The sequence below is a fragment of the Actinoplanes sp. NPDC023801 genome (genome assembly GCF_040639655.1).
Lineage (GTDB): Bacteria > Actinomycetota > Actinomycetes > Mycobacteriales > Micromonosporaceae > Actinoplanes.
Genome location: NZ_JBFAAI010000015.1, coordinates 53,065 through 71,062, shown reverse-complemented (window position 1 = coordinate 71,062; position 17,998 = coordinate 53,065). Strand labels below are relative to the sequence as shown.

At 72.0% G+C, this 17,998-nt stretch carries 15 protein-coding genes and 1 pseudogene; 8 read left to right on the top strand and 8 right to left on the bottom strand.

Annotation, left to right across the window (positions count from 1 at the left end; genetic code table 11):
* The first annotated feature begins 107 nt into the window (after nt 1-107).
* Nucleotides 108-1,592 carry a sigma-70 family RNA polymerase sigma factor gene (locus tag AB0G04_RS25475; protein WP_360987396.1) on the top strand — a complete coding sequence of 495 codons (1,485 nt, stop codon included), beginning with the start codon at nt 108-110 and terminating at the stop codon, nt 1,590-1,592.
* On the opposite strand, the gene AB0G04_RS25470 is transcribed toward AB0G04_RS25475, so the two are convergent.
* Nucleotides 1,553-2,938, bottom strand: coding sequence for a HAMP domain-containing sensor histidine kinase (locus tag AB0G04_RS25470; RefSeq protein ID WP_360987394.1), 1,386 nt, complete (start codon nt 2,936-2,938; stop codon nt 1,553-1,555). The two genes, AB0G04_RS25475 and AB0G04_RS25470, sit on opposite strands and share 40 nt — an antisense overlap.
* Before the next feature lie 92 nt (nt 2,939-3,030).
* Between AB0G04_RS25470 and AB0G04_RS25465 the strand changes: the two genes are divergently transcribed.
* Both AB0G04_RS25465 and AB0G04_RS25460 read left to right on the top strand, forming a co-directional pair.
* Nucleotides 3,031-3,696, top strand: coding sequence for a response regulator transcription factor (locus AB0G04_RS25465; protein WP_360987392.1), 666 nt, complete (start codon nt 3,031-3,033; stop codon nt 3,694-3,696).
* 138 nt (nt 3,697-3,834) lie between these two features.
* On the top strand, nt 3,835-4,185 hold the full coding sequence (locus AB0G04_RS25460; protein ID WP_360987390.1) for a PepSY domain-containing protein: 351 nt from the start codon (nt 3,835-3,837) through the stop codon (nt 4,183-4,185).
* Nucleotides 4,186-4,347: 162 nt separating this feature from the next.
* Here the strand turns inward: AB0G04_RS25460 and AB0G04_RS25455 are convergent, their stop codons facing one another.
* The 3 genes from AB0G04_RS25455 to AB0G04_RS25445 form a co-directional block, all read right to left on the bottom strand.
* Nucleotides 4,348-5,166: a hypothetical protein gene (locus AB0G04_RS25455; RefSeq protein ID WP_360987389.1), complete on the bottom strand. Its 819-nt coding sequence runs from the start codon at nt 5,164-5,166 to the stop codon at nt 4,348-4,350.
* Nucleotides 5,167-5,396: 230 nt separating this feature from the next.
* Nucleotides 5,397-5,681: a hypothetical protein gene (locus AB0G04_RS25450; RefSeq protein WP_360987387.1), complete on the bottom strand. Its 285-nt coding sequence runs from the start codon at nt 5,679-5,681 to the stop codon at nt 5,397-5,399.
* Between the two features lie 180 nt (nt 5,682-5,861).
* A complete protein-coding gene (locus tag AB0G04_RS25445; RefSeq protein ID WP_360987385.1) occupies nt 5,862-7,391 on the bottom strand; it encodes a hypothetical protein in 1,530 nt (509 codons plus the stop codon).
* 188 nt (nt 7,392-7,579) lie between these two features.
* On the opposite strand from AB0G04_RS25445, the gene AB0G04_RS25440 reads away from it, so the two are divergent.
* Complete coding sequence (locus tag AB0G04_RS25440; protein ID WP_360987383.1) at nt 7,580-8,758, top strand: EAL domain-containing protein; 1,179 nt, start codon at nt 7,580-7,582, stop codon at nt 8,756-8,758.
* On the opposite strand, the gene AB0G04_RS25435 is transcribed toward AB0G04_RS25440, so the two are convergent.
* Nucleotides 8,742-9,329 carry a TetR/AcrR family transcriptional regulator gene (locus AB0G04_RS25435; RefSeq protein ID WP_360987381.1) on the bottom strand — a complete coding sequence of 196 codons (588 nt, stop codon included), beginning with the start codon at nt 9,327-9,329 and terminating at the stop codon, nt 8,742-8,744. The two genes, AB0G04_RS25440 and AB0G04_RS25435, sit on opposite strands and share 17 nt — an antisense overlap.
* 76 nt (nt 9,330-9,405) lie before the next feature.
* Here AB0G04_RS25435 and AB0G04_RS25430 point away from each other — a divergent pair, with 76 nt between their 5' ends.
* Nucleotides 9,406-10,356, top strand: coding sequence for a 2-dehydropantoate 2-reductase N-terminal domain-containing protein (locus tag AB0G04_RS25430; RefSeq protein ID WP_360987379.1), 951 nt, complete (start codon nt 9,406-9,408; stop codon nt 10,354-10,356).
* Nucleotides 10,357-10,369: 13 nt separating this feature from the next.
* Here the strand turns inward: AB0G04_RS25430 and AB0G04_RS25425 are convergent, their stop codons facing one another.
* Nucleotides 10,370-11,983: an alpha/beta fold hydrolase gene (locus AB0G04_RS25425; RefSeq protein ID WP_360987377.1), complete on the bottom strand. Its 1,614-nt coding sequence runs from the start codon at nt 11,981-11,983 to the stop codon at nt 10,370-10,372.
* Nucleotides 11,980-12,414, bottom strand: coding sequence for a hypothetical protein (locus AB0G04_RS25420; RefSeq protein WP_360987375.1), 435 nt, complete (start codon nt 12,412-12,414; stop codon nt 11,980-11,982). The genes AB0G04_RS25425 and AB0G04_RS25420 overlap by 4 nt, the downstream gene beginning before the upstream one ends.
* A gap of 107 nt (nt 12,415-12,521) precedes the next feature.
* Here AB0G04_RS25420 and AB0G04_RS25415 point away from each other — a divergent pair.
* The 3 genes and pseudogenes from AB0G04_RS25415 to AB0G04_RS25405 form a co-directional block, all read left to right on the top strand.
* A pseudogene (locus AB0G04_RS25415) lies at nt 12,522-12,596 on the top strand (CGNR zinc finger domain-containing protein); the annotation flags it as partial.
* A 56-nt stretch (nt 12,597-12,652) separates the two neighbouring features.
* Nucleotides 12,653-15,970, top strand: coding sequence for a diguanylate cyclase (locus AB0G04_RS25410; protein ID WP_360987373.1), 3,318 nt, complete (start codon nt 12,653-12,655; stop codon nt 15,968-15,970).
* A gap of 206 nt (nt 15,971-16,176) precedes the next feature.
* Nucleotides 16,177-17,709 (top strand): S8 family serine peptidase, encoded by a 1,533-nt coding sequence (locus AB0G04_RS25405; RefSeq protein ID WP_360987371.1) that lies wholly within the window; start codon nt 16,177-16,179, stop codon nt 17,707-17,709.
* 79 nt (nt 17,710-17,788) lie between these two features.
* Here AB0G04_RS25405 and AB0G04_RS25400 read toward each other — a convergent pair whose 3' ends face one another.
* Entirely contained in the window at nt 17,789-17,947 is a 159-nt protein-coding gene (locus AB0G04_RS25400; RefSeq protein WP_360987369.1) for a hypothetical protein, read from the bottom strand.
* Nucleotides 17,948-17,998 lie beyond the last annotated feature (51 nt).

Below are 17,998 nucleotides of genomic sequence, written 5' to 3'. Positions count from 1 at the left end.
GTATTCTCCGCGACCGAACAAAAGATAAAGCACCTATCATGTACGCGATATCTGCCATTAACATTGGTGCTCGCCGAACCGGGCAGGCGCAGTGACGGGGAGTACGGGTGAAGGTAGGTGGCGGCGGGGCCGGAAGCCACGCCCGTCTGGGAGACGCTGACCGGCGTGACGCCGTAACAGAAATCCGGACCGAACTCACCGATCTGGTGGTCGCGGCCCGCAACGGCGACCGTCACGCCGAGCAGCAACTGCTCGCCGCCCACCTGCCCATGCTGTACCGCATCGTGGGCCGGGCCCTCGGCGGTCACGCCGACGTCGACGACGTCGTCCAGGAGACCGTGCTGCGGGCGCACCGGGACCTGCCGTCCCTGCGTGCGCCCGCCAGCTTCCGGTCCTGGCTGGTCGCCATCGCCATGCGGCAGACCAGCAGCCGCCTCCGGGCCTGGCAGCAGGACCGGGAGCGGACGGCGGCACTTGACGACGCCGCCGACCTCCCGGACCCGGACGCCGAGTTCGCCGAGGTCACCCTGCTGCGGCTGGGCATGTCCGCGCAGCGGCGGCAGGTGGCACACGCCGCCCGCTGGCTCGACCGCGACGACCAGGAACTGGCGGCGCTGTGGTGGCAGGAGTTGATGGGCGACCTGGGCCGGCCCGAGGTCGTCGCCGCGCTCGGGATCGGCGCGGCACACGCCCGGGTCCGGCTCCAGCGCATGCGCCACCAGCTGGAGCTGAGCCGTCACCTGGTGGCCGCGCTCGAGGCCGAGCCGCCGTGCCCGGAGCTGGAGGCCCTGACCGCCGGCTGGGACGGCGTCCCGGGCCCGCGATGGCGTAAACGCTTCGCCCGGCACGTACGCGACTGTCCCCGCTGCGGGAGCACCAGGTCCGGCCTCATCCCCGTCGAACGCCTCCTCCTCGGCGGTGGTTCGCTGGCACTGGTACCGATCGGCGATCCCGCGACGGCCGCCGGAGCCGCCAACACGGCCGGAGCCGGTGCGGGCGGATGGCTGACCCACCTCGCCGGCGTCAAGGTGGCAGCGGTCGTGGCGGTCGGTGCCACCGTCTCCGGTGGGGTGTATCTGACCCTGCCCAGCGGCTCACCGGATCGATCGTCCACGGCGCCGGTGGTACGCCAGACCCCCAGTTCCCCTCCCTCCGCACCGCCGCCGTCGGCTGCCGCGCCCACCCTGCTTCCGGCCGGCCGTGTCGTCATCCGCCCCGCCGGACGGCCCGGCACCGTCGTCACTCTCAACGGCGAGGACCTGGTGACCACGACCGGCGGCGCGGGAACCCGGTTCATCCTGCAGCCGGGAATGGCGGACCCGGCCTGCGTCTCACTGCGCACCGCGGACGGCCGCTACGTCCGGCATTCGTCGTTCCGGATCGTGGTCAGCCGGGCGGAGGACCGGCAGCTGTTCCGGCAGGACGCCACCTTCTGCGCCCAGCGCGGCGCGGAACCCGGCACGGTCCGCCTCACCTCGTCCAACTACTCGGACCGGTTCGTCCGGGTGCAGAACGACCACTTCGCGCTCGTACCGGCCCAGACCGGTGCCGGCTACGTCGAGGAGACCTCCTTCACCCTCACCACGGACTGATCCGGTGCCGCCGCGGGCAGAGCCACCACGGCGTCGATCCCGGTCGGCTCGGCCGCGTCGAGACGGACCCGGCCGCCGCTGGCCTCGGCGAGTTTGCCGGCCAGCGCCAGGCCCAGACCGGTGCCGCCCCTGCGGGCGCCGGGAGCCCGCCAGAACGGCTGCAACGCCTGCTTGCGCTGCTCGTCGCTGAGCCCCGGCCCGGCGTCGATGACATGCAGTTCGGCCGTCGTGCCGTCGCTGTCCCAGGTCACCACGACGCCACTGCCGGGGGAAGCGGCGTCGAGCGCGTTGGCGATCAGGTTGTCGAGGATCTGTTCCAGCCCGCCGGGAACCACGTGCGCTGTCACCTCGCCCGCTGCCCGCACCGACAGCGTGACCCCGCGCTCCTCGGCCACCGGAGTCCAGGCGGCGGCCCGCGCCGCCACTGTCGTACCGATCGGCACGCGTTCGGCAGGCGTCGTCCCGTGTTCGCCGCGCGTCATCGCCAGCAGGGTGTCCACCAGCGTGGCCAGCCGGTCCGTCTCGGCCAGCGCCGCCCGCAGATTGGCCTCACCGCCCGCGGCGACGTCCCGTTCCAGATTCTCCAGCCGCAACCTCAGGGCGGTCAGTGGCGTCTTGAGCTGGTGCGAGGCGTGACCGACGAACGAGCGCTGCGCGGCGATGAGCTCGTTCAGGCGTACCGCCGTGGTGTTGAAGATGGTGGCCAGCCGGCGAAGCTCGGGCGGACCCGAGGTGGTGGACGCCGGGATGGTGGAGCCCTCGGCGAGCCGGCGAGTGGCACGCTCCAGCTCCCCGACCGGACGCCCGATCCACCGGGCCAGCGCCAGCGCGATCAGCGTCGCGCACAGCAGCACCACCACCCCGACGCCGGCCAGCACACCCCGGAACTGGTGGACGCGAGCCGTCACGGGACTGCTGGACACGCTCACCTGCAGCGCTCCCTGCGACGGTCGTCCGGGATGAACCGGTACGGCCACCGACATCCGCCCGCCGCCGATGCCGCTGAACACCGGGGTGTGACTGACCAGCACCCCGGTCAGATCGGGAGCGCCGGTGCCGTCGTCGCGGGTGGTGACCACGGTGCGCCCGGCGGCGTCAACCAGGTCGATACGCGCCGACCACCGCCGGGCGGCGTCCCGGACCAGCGATCCGATCTCGTCGTCGTGCCGGGTCCGCAGCGCGGTGTCGATGAAGGCGGCCAGGGTCTCCGCGTCGTGTTCCAGCTGGGCGAGCGCGTGCTGCTGCTCGCCGCGCTGGTAGACGTAGCCGAACGGCAACGCCAGCCCGGCCAGGACAGCCAGGGCCAGCGACAGGTAGGTCAGCAGCAGGCGGCGGATCACAGGCATCGGTACGTGGGTTCACGCCGGACCGGTTCAACCGTGCGGCACGTCGGCCCGTATCCGTAGGCGCCGGAATTTCCGCTGCTCAGGGAGGCACAGTGCGGGTTCTGCTGGTGGAGGACGACGATTCGATAGCCGAGCCGCTCGCCGAAGGGCTGAGCCGATACGGCATCCGTACCGACCGGGTCGGCACCGGCGCGGAGGCGTTGAGCGCACCGCCCGGTGACTTCGTCCTGCTCGACCTCGGCCTGCCCGACATCGACGGCATCGACGTGTGCCGGCGGCTGCGGCAGGTCAGTGACGTTCCGATCATCATGCTGACCGCCCGTGGCGACGAGACCGACCGGGTCCTGGGCCTCGAGATCGGCGCCGACGACTACCTGCCCAAACCGTTCAGCACCCGCGAACTCGTCGCCCGGATGCGGGCCGTCGGACGCCGTATGCGTCCGGCCCCGCCGCGTGAGCCGGCGCCGACCACGGCACTGGGGCCGCTGACGATCGACGATCGGACCCGTGAGGCCTTCCTTTCCGGCACGCCGCTGGCCTTGACGCCGAAGGAGTACCAGCTGCTCGTGCTGCTCGCGGCCGATCCGGGCGCGGTCGTGGACCGGCGCCGGATCCTCGAGACGGTGTGGGAGCCGAACTTCTTCGGACCGGGCAAGACGCTTGACTTCCATGTCGCCACGCTGCGCCGCAAGCTCGGCGATCCGCGGTGGATCGAGAACCGGCGCGGCGTCGGCTTCCGCCTGGTCGTGCCCGGCTGAAAGTCCCGGTCTCCCCGGGCGGGCCGTACCCGAGATCCAGGAATCTGCCAGGGCGCCGCCAGGGTTCCGCCGGTGCCGAGCCGCCGGCGTCCCCTGGCACGTACTGCCGGACGTCATCGGAAATCGTAGGAGGAAGCCATGCGCAGAAGTTTGTTGATCGCGGTGACGACGGCCGGCGTCGTCGTGCCCCTGGCCATGGGAACCGCCCTGGCGACGGCCGGCGACCGGGTGGAACGTACCGGTTCCCGCGCCGGGTTCGAGATCGAGATCGACCCGGACCTCGACGCACGCTTCGGCCCGCGCCCGGTCAACGCCGTGCAGGCGGCCGACATCGTCGTACGCCGGTTCCCCGGCGCCCGGGTGCTCGAGGCCGAACTCGACGAGCGGGCCGGCGGGCCGATCTGGGAGATGGAATTCCGGCTGGCCGGTGACGAACGCAAGGTCGACGTCGACGCGGTGACCGGCGCGATCCTCGCCGGCGACGACTGACCGTCGAGGAAGGTCCCGGAGCCCGTGCGGCCGGGATGCGGGCCGGTACGTCGGCGCGGCGGATCGCCAACCGGTTCGGCGCCTGCCGTGAGTACGTGCTGATGACCGGGCGGACCTACCGGCGTCATTCCGGACGGTCCCGGTCGTTCGCCCGCGCCTGGCTCACCGCCCGCGTTCGGTTCCCGCTGTTCCCGGCGTTGCGTCTGGTGTACGCCCTGGCTCAGCCGCGCCCGTGGGCAACGCTGCACGGTGACGGCCATCAGCGTCTCTGCCACCCGTGCCCGGCATGATCGGCACTGCGGCGACGCTCCACCCGGAGACGGACGGCATCGCGACAGCCAGCAGAGCATGTCCTGAGCGGGCACCATCCGGCACCGTCAGCCGGTGGCCGCCCTCTGGCGCCTGGCTGGAAACCAGCTTCCGGGCTTCCCCCGCCGGGTTCACCAGCAGGAACCGCGGAAGTTCGTGCGGGTCGACACCGGTGACCTGAAGCCCGGCCGTGCCGTTACCAGTCACTCGCACGGTCGGGCCGGGCGGCTCTGGGTCGACCCGGTTCGCATCCGGCCGGTTCCACGAGAACCGCACCACGACGACGGCGAACAAGTGTTGTGGGCCGGTATACCGGGCGAGCACCACGTCGCGCGGGACACCACCGGCATAGTGATCGGAAACGATGTGCCATTCGCCCGCCGCCTGCCGGTCTGCGGCAGCAAGCCGCTCCAACACCGGCCCGAACCGCGCCGGATTGCCGTAACGCTTCTGCGCATCATCGGTCAGCAGAGCCCAGGCACCGGCCGAGTCACCGGCGCGGACCAGGCCCGCGAACCGGGCGGCGGTCTGGCCCGCCGGCGTCAGGTCGGGTGAGCTGCTGCACGCGCATCCCGCAGTCGGCCGGCTCAACACGGATATCACGATCGGCAGGATGAAGATCACCGAAGCGACAGCCGTCATCATGAGGATGCGCTCGAATCTTCTCGTCATGCTTTCTGGGACGGGTGGACGCCCTGACCCGTTCCCGGCTGCGCCGGTCTTCACCGCCGAACCGCCGTGGGAACCGCCACAACGCGATCCGTGTGCTGTCCGGCCTGGAAGCCCGGGGCAGGTGGGAGCTAGTCACCGTGCACGGCGACGATCGGCCTCAGGGGCGCGGCGTTCACGTGAACAGACCGGAGGGCTGGTGGGCCCACGGGCCGTCGATGAGCGGCGAGGCGTCAGCAGAGCGGTACCCATCGCCGGGACGCCTTGTCGCGGCGGGCGACGGTGCCGGCATCGATCGCGCTCAACGGCACCCACTCGTCGTCCGGATTCCACTCGGCGCCGTTGGTCGACATGGCGTGCATCGGGCTCGATGCCCACATCAGCAACGCTCGTTCGCCGTCCAGATCGGCGACCCAGCCGAGGAACTCCCGGCCGTCGAGCAAAGTGAAACCGACTTTGTCGGCCGCGTCGGCGCATTGTTCCAGTGCGTCGCGCAGCGCCAGAGGTTGCGCCGTCATCCGACGATGATGCCGCAACCCGCGGCCCGCGGTCCGACCCGGCTGGCTGTGATGCCCAGCCAGGTTGCTCAACCTGGTGATGGGTGTCCGGTTGCCGATGGCGGTGTGGGGTCGGTTGAGGCCCAGCCGTCGGGGAAGGTGCGGTGGGAGCGTTCGACACACCGGTGCGAAGTCAGCAAACTACCGGTGAACCGGCAAAGTTCGGGCCGGCGCACCGCCCGTCCGGTCCGGGTATACCAGTAGCACGCCGCCGTCCCGCACCACCGTCGGCTTCGTCCATTTCTCATGAACCGTGGGCACTACGATCACCGTCGATCCCCGGTCGGCGTCGTGCACGATCACCGACCGGGTCGTGGAAGCCTCGTCGAATGTCCGCGCGGAGGTCACGAAGAACCGGTCGTCGAGCCAATCCCCGTACTCGTCGAGGATGTGGTCCTCGGCAATGGGAACTCCGTCGATCCAGATCCGTCCGTCCCACTCCACCGCGCGATGCCGATTGCCGGCGCTGAAGCGAACCCTCAGTGGATCCTCATCGCCCCGCCAGCCGTAATAGTGGTCACACCCACCGGGCAGAGGGCCTTCCCGGTGGACGGCTTCGCCGGCATCCCCGGAAGGATCCTGCGAGCAGGTCTCCGGCTCCCGGCAGCGCCGGTCGATCCGCCGGGTGCAGCCGAATCCGGAGGCTGCACAGTCACGCGGAACCACCCGGGAGAGCACCTGGACCAACTGTTCCCGATAAGCGTCCTCGCCGAGCAGCGCGACGTGTTCGCTCGATTCGTTCCACCGGTTGAACAGGTCCACCCCGGCACCCGAGCGCCGCAGCCATCCCCGCCATGGCTCGTCGAGATGTCGCCACTTCAGCGCGACCCGGATCGCGACGGGCTCCGGCGGCTGCCCGAGTGCCCGGACGATCTGGGCCTCGTCGTCCCCTGCCTCATCCTTCTTCTGAACGGTTTCAGCCTTCTCCAGGGCGCGGAAGCCGAGAAACGTCACGGCGAGGGCGGCAAGGGCAAGTGCCAGGATTCCGGCGTCGGTGAGGTAGTCGCCGGTGATCGAATGAAGCGAGACCTCCATGATGGCGGCAATGGCAAACCCGCCGGTCCCGGCGAAGGTCAGCGCCCCGGCCACCTGGGTCAGCGCCCCGGCCCTCCGGCCGTTGACATCGCGGACGCGCAGCGTCAGCAGGCTTGTGGCGGCGATACCGGCCACCAATGGCAGCGCCGCGGCGGCCAGGCCGGCGCCGCGCGGGCCGTCGGTGGGCCTGGCGGTGATGTCAGGCACGGGCACCGTCGTCGCCGGCGTGCTGCCGGTGGCCTGCCCCGGCGCCGTGGCGATCTGCCGCGGGGTCTGCGCGACGACGAGGCTGGCCGCCGAGGCGGGGAGGACATGCGTCTTACCGGTGCTTACGTCGATCGCCTCGTCCACCTCGCGGTCGAGCATGGCAGCCTCGGCCGCTGCGGTACCGGTCACCCGGATGATGCCGAACGAGCCCGGCCGGCGTTGCCCCGGCGCGGTAACGACCTGCTCGACCGCGGGTGCCGGCCCGGCCAAGGCGATCGGCACGTCGTGCACCGCGGACTGGGCGGTGGGCCAGGCGAAGGCGGTCAGCAGGGCGCCGACGACCACGGTCATCAGTGCGACCAGGGCCGCGACCTGCGACCATGGCGAGATCGCTGCCGGGGATCCAGCCGGCGAGGTGTTCGGGCCCACGATCACCAATTTAAGCTGTTGCTTCAAAGCCGGTTTCCCGCCCGGAGGCGGCCGGGCTGCCGGTGGTGGTCGCCGATCCGGGGCGAGTCGGTGAGGGCCATGCGGCCGGTAGTGGCCCGGGAACTCTTGAACCCCGGACCGGCCCGCCGATAGGGGAGCGCCCAGATCCCGCCGGCACAGGAGCGACGATGAACCGAGCCGTGTACGCCCCCATGGTGGCTCCCGCCGGCGCCACCATCGACCAGGTGCTGTCCGGCCGGCTGGTGCAGCCGCTGTTCCAGCCCATCGTCGATCTCGCCACCCGCCGGGTGGTCGGCCTGGAGGCTCTCGCCCGCGGCCCGGCCGGCACCGGCCTGGAATACCCCGATCGCCTCTTCGCGGCCGCCCGGGAGGCCGGCTGCCTCGGCGACCTGGACCTGCTCTGCTCGGAACGTTCCCTCGAGCTGGCGATCGCGGCCCCGCAGCCGCCGCCGCTGCTGTTCACCAACGCCGAACCGGCGGTCCTCGACCAGCCGCTGTCCCCGCGGCTCGTCGAACTCGTCTCCGGCGGCCTGCCGTTCCGCCAGGTCGTCGAGTTCACCGAACGCGCTCTGCCCGCAGTGCCCGGCAGCATGCTGCGCATCGCCGGACGAACCCAGGACTGGGGCAACGGCCTGGCCCTCGACGACGTCGGCGTCGATCCGATGTCACTGGCGTTCCTGCCGCTGATCGAGCCGGAGGTCATCAAGCTCGACATGAGCCTGCTGCGCGACCCCGGCAGCGAGCACACCCGCACCGTCTGTGCGGTCGTGCGTGCCGAAGCCGAACGTACCGGCGCGCTGGTCATCGCCGAGGGCATCGAAACCGCCGACGACCTGGCGACCGCGCGGCTCCTCGGCGCACGCTGGGGCCAGGGCTGGTTCTTCGGCCGCCCCGGAGGCATCGAGCAGCCCCATCGGTACGACATGACGGCCGCCGGCATGCTGCGCCCGCCCCGGCCCGGCTTCCACGAGACGACCGGCAGCGCCTACGACTGCGCCGCGGCCGTGGCGGCTCCGTCGGTGGCCACCGCGGACGACATCGCCGCCGCGCTGGGCCGCCTGCGTGATGTCGTCGCCGCCCACGACACCGCGGTGGTGGTGATGTCCAGCGCGGACGTCGGCCTGCCCGGCGTCGCGCTGCCGCCGGCCGAACTGGCGGGCCCCGGCCGCTCGGTGATCGTCGTCGACCGTCCGGTGCCCGGCGAGTTCGCGGCCGTGGCGGTCGTTCCCGGCGGCGGCTTCGCGGTGGGGGTTCGCGGGCCGGGCGGCGCCGCGCGACTGGTCACGGTCGATCATCTGCCCCACGTCGCCGTGGTCGCGAGGGCCTTGCTCAACCGCCACCGCTGAGCGGCGGCGCCGGGGAGCGGAGCCCGTCGAGCACCAGGGTGACGGTACCGTCGGCGTCGGCTCGCGAGCCCGGCCGGCCGCAGGCCGTACAGATGCCCTGCAGAGCCATCATGACGGCGCCGACTCCCACGTCGTCGCGGATGCTGCCCTCCTCGACGCCCGCGGCGAGCAGGCCGGCGATGACCTGGCTCAGCTCACGACCGCCCTCGGCGAGTGGGCCCGACTGCGCGGCCATGAGGGTGGCGAGCGTACGGGCCAGGCCCTGATGGGCTTCCAGATGGTCGACCAGGTCGCGCAGGAAGGCCGCGAGCGCCTTCGCCGCGGGCAGAGTGTCCCGCAGCTCGCGGCCACGGGCGCACATCGCGTCGAGTTCGGAGCGGTAGACCGCCTCGGCAAGTGCCTCGCGGGTGGGGAAGTGCCGGTAGAGGGTGCCGGTGCCCACCCCGGCGAGCCGCGCGAAGTCGTCGAAACGCATGTCGAAGCAGCCGTCGGCGAACAGCTCACGGGCCTTGGCGAGCAGGGCGTCACGGTTGCGCCGGGCATCGGCGCGCAACGGTTTGCCAGTGGTCACCCGGCGCCTCCTTTGACAAACGGAAACTGTCTCCATATCTTGTAAGTGGAGACGATCTCCAATTATAGGGGTGGGCATGCGGATCCTGATGTTCGGCCGGGGCGTCATCGCCGCGGCCTACGGGTGGGCACTGGAGCAGGCCGGGCACGAGATCGAGTTCTTCGTGCGTCCCGGCCGGGCCGCGGAGTACGGGAACACGATCGACCTGGACCTGCTCGATGCGCGGCGCCGGTTACGCGGGCGGCAGGTCACCGAGAGATGGCCGGTGCGCTACCGCGAGACGCTCGAGCCGGACCACGACTTCGACCTGATCGTGGTGAGCGTCCAGCACTACCACTTCGCCGAGGCGATGTCGTTCCTCGGGCCGCGCGTGGGTGCGGCGACCGTGCTGATCTTCAACAACCTGTGGGTGGAGCCCTCGGCCGCCGTCGACGCGCTGCCCGCCGGGCAGGTGACCTGGGGGTTCCCTGGCGCGGGCGGCGGATTCGATGACAACGGTGTGCTTCGGGCGGCTCTGCTGCCCATGGTGTTCCTCGGCACCCTCGGCGGACCACCGGACGAACGGGCGAAGGCCGTGCGCACGGTGTTCCGCGACGCCGGGTTCCGGCTCCGGGAGACCGACGACTTCCGCGGCTGGCTGTTCGTCCACTTCATCCAGAACGCCGGCCTGCACACGCAGAGCCTGAAACTGGGCTCCCTGGCCGCACTGGCCGGCAAGCCGGGCAGCGTTCGGGAGGCGGTCCTCGCCACCCGCGAGCTCCTGCCGCTGCTCGAGGCCCGCGGCGTCGACCCGCGACGCCACCAGGGCGAAATGCGGCCGTTCACCGCTCCGGTGTGGCTGACCGCGCCGGTGCTGGCCTGGCTCTTCGGTCACTTCCCGCCGATGCGGCGGGTGACGGAGGCCCACGCCAATCCCGAGGAGTTGCGCGCCGTCTGCCGGGACACCCTCGCCGAAGCGCGCCGGCTGAACGTGCCGGCGCCGCGACTCGAGGCCGCCGAGCCGCACTTCGCCGCGACACGCTCGTGACCTCGTTGCCGTGTCACGGCTGGTAGCCGCGGCCGGTCCAGCGGTGGATCGAGGTGGTGATCGTGCCCTCCGCGCAGGAGGGGTCGCAGTCGTTCTCGAACTTCTCGATCTCCAGGGTGCCGTCGCCGTCCACATCCCGGTGCTCGGCGTAGTAGAACGGCGCCACGTAGTCGTCCTCCGGTGGCATCGTCGTGAAGTCGTCGAAGCCACCGGTCCTCGGGCGCAGCACGATCACCCCGTTGTAGCGGCCGGGGTTGTAGTCGAGGAAGTAGTTGCCGGCCCGGTCGGGCGCGGGCTTCGCGATGGACAGCTCGAACCAGTCGCCGCCGAAGTGGTGCCAGCGGACGGTACGTGAGGCGTCGGTGACCACGATGTTCGCCTCCCGTACCTCGTCGCCGGCCGCCAGCGTGGTGATCAGGATGACCTGCCCCCAGGACGGGTGGACGAACGACACGTGACCGGTGATCCGGCACGCCGCCCGGCAGGCGCCCTGCCGGCGCAGCTCGGCGGATGCCGGCAGCGGCGCCGGGTCGTACCGGCGCAGCTCCTCGGCGACCGCCCCCAGGATCTCCGCGCTGTGTTCCAGCAGGTTGGCCTCGTGGATGTGGAGGCAGGAACCGAGCAGCCCCAGCCACACCGGGATGTCGGTGTTGCTGTCAAGGCGCCTGCCGAATCTCTCCAGCACGGTGTTGGCGCCGACCCTCAGGCTGTCCGCCGTGTACCGGCATTCAGCGATCCTCTGCGGATGGTCGCCGGCGGTGGCCGACGCCCGGCCGACGACGATGTCACCCAGGTCGACGGAGCCGCCGCCGAGCCGGAACAGGCCGGCCACACCGGAAACCACCGCGCTGCTCGTCAGCGTCTCGACTCGTACGCCGGACGGCCATTTCGACAGTTTCCGCAGCTCGGGGCTGCCCGGTACGAACGCCTTCGTGGTCGCCAGGAACTCCCGGGCGTCGCGCAGCCAGCGGCAGGGTTCGGCAGAGGTGAACCGGTTGTCGCCGCAGGCGCTCTCCGCCAGGAACAGCAGGTCCCGCGCGCGGCCGCCTGCCCCGTTGCCGAGAGCGGAGAGCCATGATCCCTCGTACGGTGTTCCGATCGTGATCACCAGCCCGGTCGCCTTGCGCCGCTCCGCGGCTCCCGGCGCGTCGGCCCACCGCGCGATGAGCCCACCCATCGAGTGCCCCACCACCACGGCGGGATGTCCCGCGAATGCCGGATCCCCGGCCACGCAGTCACTGACCTTCAGGAACGCCTCCCCGCCTCCGCCGGGGTCGGCGAACCAGCGGCGGGCCGTGGCGGAGTAGTCGACGGTGTACACGGCCGCACCCGGTAGCGCCTGCAGGTTGCCCAGGATGCTGCGATCCACCTTGGGCTTGTCGAGGGATCGCACCGTGTGCTCGACCTTCTTGGCCCACATGCCCGGGTCGCTGATGAACCCGTGCACCAGGATGATCGGCGTGTACTTGCCGTCGGCGTGCGGCTTCGCTGCCTTGACCCCGTCGGCGAATGCCGCCCTCCGTACCTGCCCGCAGTGGGGGGCCGCGGCCGTCGCCGGGGCCGCGGCAAGTCCACCCGGCACGGTCACGAGCAGTGCGGCGGCCAGGGCGAGCAGCTGGCGCCTCACGAGCCGGCCTTCGCGTAGGTCCCGGAGATCCGCCACGTCCCGTCCTCGAGAACCATGACGACCGAGTACGACCGCGCCTTCTCGCCGGGCGCGGTGGCGACGGCGTCCATCGAGGCGAGGTTCCCGGACCGGTGCCAGGACTTCTCGTCCGGCTCCACGGTGCTCCCGGCGGGCAACGCCTTCGCCAGGTCGGGGCGTTCGGCTTTCCATTCGCTGGACAGCTTCGTCACGTCACCGGAGGCGAATGCGGCCGGCAGCCCGCGGATCAGCGCCACCGCGTCCTCCTGGGCCTGCTGGTCCGGCGCCTCTGGCTGCTCGGCGACCGGTGCCGGCTGCTCCGGATCGCGCTGGAGGAACCACCACGATCCGCCACCCGCGAGGAGCAGTACGGCCAGCGCGGCGAGGACGAGGCGCAGTCTGGTACCGGTCACAACACGACGCTAATCGCAGGGGAGCCGTACCGGCCTGGCCGTTCGGGTGATGTTCGTGGCCCGGTGCCGTCCGCCGGGCCGCGAGCTCAGGCGCCGGGAACGCGTCCCGCCGGTTCTGCGGCCTGAACTGCCAGAACCGGGCCAAGGCCGCCGCCTACCGGGCCCGGCGCGCGGCACCCTGACACGGTTCTGCCCCGAATCCGCCGGAATCAGGCACGCTGCTCCGTAGAGTTGAATCATGGCGGGGGTGGACGGCGGCACGGTCGACGCCGGCCTCGCCGATGCGCTGACCGGCGCACTGGGCCGCGCCGCCATGCAACGGCGCATCGACGAGGAGATCGCCCGCGCCGGCCGGACCGGTGGCACGCTGGCGCTGCTGCTGTTCGACGTCGACTTCTTCAAGACCGTCAACGATGTGTACGGCCACCTGCGCGGCGACGACGTCCTGCGGGAACTGGCCGCCACCGTGACCGGCGCCCTGCGTGACGGCGACGTGCTGTTCCGCTACGGCGGTGACGAATTCGTGGTGCTGTTGCCCGGCATCGGCCGCACCGGCGGACTACGCCTGGCCGTACACCTGATCGACACCGTCAAGGCCGCCGAGTTCCCCGGCGACCCGCCCCTGCACCTGTCGGTGAGCCTCGGGGTGGCCGCGTTCCCGGACGACGGCACCGACCAGCTCGCCCTGCTGGCCTGCGCCGACCGCCGCAACTTCCTGGCCAAGCGCCGTGGCCGGGGCTGTGCGGTCGCCGATGACACCGACGTCGCGCAGGAGGCCGGGCCGGGGCGGCTGTGGGAACGCGACGCCGCTCTGGCCACGGTGCACGAGTTCCTCACCCGCCTGGAGTCCGGCGGGCGCGGTGCTCTGCGGGTGACGGGACAGCCGGGCGCCGGGCACACCCGGTTCCTCGACGAGATCCGCCGCCTGGCCGGTCTGCGCGGCTACGCGGTCGCCGACGTGACAGCCGACGGCCGGCTGACGTTGCCCGAGGAGCCGCAGCGCACCCTGCTGCTCGCCGACACGGCGGCATCCCCCCTGGTCGCGGACGTGGTCGCCGCCGTTCTCGCCGCCCCCGCCGACCGGCAGCCGGCCGTCTTCGGGGTGGTGTACGCGGTGACGACCACCTCTGCCGTGCCGGCGCCCGCACTGCCCGAACTCGCCGGCACCGAACTGCACGCCTGGTCGCCGGCGGTCATCCGGATCTGGCTGCGGTCGGTGCTGCGCGGCGAACCGAGCCGGACGCTGGTCACCTGGCTGGCCCGGCAGAGCGGTGGCCTGCCCGCTCCGGCCGCGGCCGAACTCGAGCGGCTGCGCGATCGGGGCGGCCTCATTCCGAGCAGCACCGGCGGCTGGACCGTCAACCCGGCCCTGTTGCGCAACGACCGCAGCCGGACCCGCCTGCCCGCGCAGATGACCCAGCTGATCGGCCGCGACGACGAGCGCGACCAGGTGAGCCGCCTGCTGCGCACCTCCCGGCTGGTGACGCTGGTCGGGATGGGCGGCATCGGCAAGACCCGCCTCGCACTCGCCGCCGCGGCGGTGGCCGCCGCAGACTTCGACGACGGGGCCGTCTTCGTCCCGCTGGACACCAGCACCGGCGAGGATCTCGTGATCGCGGCCGTCGCGCGGGCCCTGCGGGTGGACGAGTCACCGGGACAGGATCCGCTGGACTCGCTGCTCGACCACCTGTCCGGAGCCGGGCTGCTGCTGGTGCTCGACAACTTCGAGCACGTCATCGAGACCGCCCCGCTGGTCGAGCAGGTGCTCGCGGCGGCCCCCGCGGTGACCGTGCTGGTCACCAGCCGGGAGGCGCTCGGACTCTACGGCGAGCAGATCTACCGGGTGCCGGCGCTCGGGGTGCCCGACCCCGGCGGACTGTCGGCCGGAGTGGCCGGGGTGACCCAGGCGCGGCTGCGGTCGCCGGCTGTCGCCCTGTTCGAGCAGCGCGCCACCGCGGCGCGGCCGGACTTCCAGCTGACGCCCGCGAACCTGCCCGCGGTCGTCGAGCTGTGCCGGCTGCTCGACGGTCTGCCGCTGGCCATCGAACTGGCGGCGGCCGGCGCCGACCGTGCCGAACCGGCCGCGCTGCTGGCCGACCTGGGCGGTCGCCTGGCCGCTCTCGGCGACGGCCCGCGGCACCGGCCGCGACGTCAGCAGACGCTGCGCGGGGCCATCGACTGGAGTCTGGAACTGCTCACCGAGGACCAGCAGCGGATCCTGGTCACGCTGTCGGTGTTCACCGGGGGCTGCGGCGTGGAGGCGGCCACGGCGGTGTGCCGTACCGATGGAAGTGCGGTCGACCTCGCCGGGGTCCTGGCGACGCTGGCCGCCAAGAGCCTGCTCACGGTGGAGATGACCGATGACGGCCGGCGCTACCGGATGCTCGAGACCGTACGGGCGTACGCCGCCGAGGTGCGCGCCGCCGCCTACCCGCACGATCGCGCCGAAGCCCGGCACGCCGCGTACTTCGCCTCGTTCGCCGAGCGGGCCGCCGCCGGGATGGAGTCGCCCGAACAGCTGAACTGGGCGGACCGGCTGGAACGTGACTATCCGAATCTGCGATCGGCGATCGACCGGGCCCTGCGCGCGGGCGACCCGGACAGTGCGGCCCGGATCTGCCTGGGCCTGTGGCGGTACTGGCGGCAGGGCAGCCACATCCGCGAGGGCCGCGAGTGGATGGACCGCGTGCTCGCCGCCACCGGCGACGCGCGGCTGTACTACCCGGCCGCCGTTCTCGCCGCCACCCAGGACGACCACCTGACCGCTACCGATCTCGGGCTGCGTGGCCTGGAACTGGCCCGGGCGGCCGGCGACCGGGTGGCCACCGCCCAGGCCCACAACGTGCTCGGCGCCGCGCGCCTGGCCGCCGGGCGGTACCCGGACGCCGAGGAGCACTTCCGGCAGAGCCTGGCCATCTGGCAGGAGCTGGGCGAGGACCGGGGGACCGCGATGGCGCTCGGCAACCTCGCCAAGCTGTCGCTGCGCGTCGGCCGCGTCGAGCGGGCCGGCGAGTACATCAACGAGTGCCTGGCCCGGGAACGGGCGGCCGGCAACAGCGGCGGGATCCTGCTCGGCCTGGAGGTGCTCGGTGATGTGCTGCGTGCCCAGGACCGGCTTCCCGAGGCCCGGGACGTACTCACCGAGAGCCTCGCGCTGAGCCGCGACCTCGGTGACATGTTCGGTGAGGCGATGGCGTTGCACCAGCTGGGCACGGTGGCGAGCGCGTCCGGCGACGCTGCCGGGGCGCTGCGGCTCCTGCAGGAGTCGATCCAGCGCCGGCAGGAGGTCGGCGATCACGAGGGCCTGACCATCTCGCTGGAGAGCGTGGCGGAACTGATCGTCGGCCGGGAGCCGGAACTGGCCGTACGCCTGCTCGCCGTCACCGACGCGCTGCGGGAACGGTTCCGGCTGCCGGTACCGCCGGAGAGCCGCCCGCAACGCGAGTCCGTCCTGGTGTCGGCCCGGTCGGCGCTGGGTGAGCGGACGTTCGCGGCCGCCGGGCGGGCCGCGCCGCCGGACCTGGTCATCGACCAGGTGCTCGACCTGGACCGGTAGCCCACATCGACGGGCACGGCACCGTCCTGAAGACAATTCCGGGAATCTGCCCGAGCGGCCACCGCGCGAGCCGACGTCCGGTTCTGATCAGGCGCCGGACCCGCTGCAACCATCCGGATACTAATGACTTTCCCGACTTGTGCCCCCACTCTCGATGGCGAGCCGGGTGAATTCCGCCCGGAACGACCCACAAGGAGGCGCATTACATGCGTGCTCGTAACTCCCTGCGCCGCCGGGCGCGGATGGCCACCGCCGCGATCGCCGCCGGTGTCCTCCCGCTCGCGCTGGCGGCAGCCGCCCCGGCGCAGGCCGCCCCGACCAGAGCCGGACTCGGTGCCGACGACTGGTCCGGGATCTGGCTCAGCAACGGCGGCACCACCTCGGCGACCACCACGCTCGCCCAGGTACGCACCACCATCGGTGCCGATACCGGGGCCGCCCGGAGCCTCACCGGCAAGGGCGTCGGCATTGCCCTGATCGACACCGGGGTCGCCCCGGTGCCCGGTATCCCGGCAGCCCAGGTCGTCAACGGCCCCGACCTGTCCTTCGAGTCGCAGAGCGGCAGCCTGCGCTACCTCGACACCTACGGCCACGGCACGCACATGGCCGGCATCATCATCGGCAACGACGCCGCCACCGGGACCAGGGGCATCGCCCCCGGTGCCAAGCTCACCTCCATCAAGGTCGGCACCGCGAACGGCGCCGTCGACGTCACCCAGATGATCGCCGCGATCGACTGGGTGGTCGAGAACCGCAACCATGACCCGTTGAACCCGATCAAGGTCATCAGCCTGTCGTACGGCACGGGCGGCAACCCCACGGTCTGGAACGACCCGCTGTCGCTGGCCGTGCAACAGGCCTGGAAGGCCGGCATCATGGTGGTCGCGGCCGCCGGGAACCAGGGCAACGGCTACGGCAAGCTCACCCACCCCGCCGCCGACTACTACGCCCTCTCCGTCGGCGCGACCGCCCCGAACGGCACCACCGACCCGGCCGACGACACCCTGACCAGCTTCACCAACCTGTCCACCAACGGCCGCCCGCTCGACCTGCTCGCCCCCGGCTCCTCCATCCCGTCCCTGCGTGTTCCCGGCTCCAACGTCGACAACGGCTTCCCGTCCGCCCGCGTCGGAGACACCCTGTTCCGTGGCAGCGGCACCTCACAGGCCGCCGCCGTCACCGCGGCCGCCGCCGCTCTCGTCCTGCAGGCGCGGCCGGCCCTCACCCCGGGCCAGCTCAAGAGCGTCCTCATGCAGGGCGTCTGGCTGCCGAAGCTGCTCGCCGGCGGCCAGGGCGCCAAGCAGATCGATGTCAACATGGCACTCGCGGCCACCCCCGGCCAGACCTGGACGAGCGGAGACTCCGACGGCAGCGGCACCCTCGAAGCCACCCGCGGCTCCAGCCACGTGGTCGCCAACAACGTCACCCTGACCGGTCAGAAGTCGATCTTCGGCCCCTTCGACACGACCGCCTGGGCGGCCCGGACGAAGGCGGAGACCGCCTGGTCGGGCGGCACCTGGATGGGTCACCGGATGGCCGCCGACGGCTGGACCGGCACCTCGTACGCCTCCAAGACCTGGGGTCCGGCCACCTGGGCGGGCGGCGCCTGGGGCGGCACCAGCAGCTGGACCGACCCGGCCTGGAGCGGCCGCACCTGGAACGGTCGCTTCTGGGCCGCCGGCACCTGGACCGGCCGCTTCTGGGCCAGCGACGACTGGTCCACCGGTTACTGGGGCTGAGCTCCACCGACGGGCACCAGAGGCCGGGGCTGCCGAGTGACGGCAGTCCCGGCCTCGGTCTGCTCGAGACCGGGGCGGACTACCGCAGCGTCCGGCGTCCCTTGACCACACCGAGCACGATCGTCGCCGCCAGGGCGAGCACGCCGATGATCAGCAACCACTTGACGGCCTTCAGGAACAGGCCGAGCAGAATCAGCACCACCGCGAAAACGGCCAGGGTGGTCAGCAGAGCACGCATCTCGATCTCCTTCGACATCTCCGCCGGCGGCGGGTCGCCCACGGCATTCCC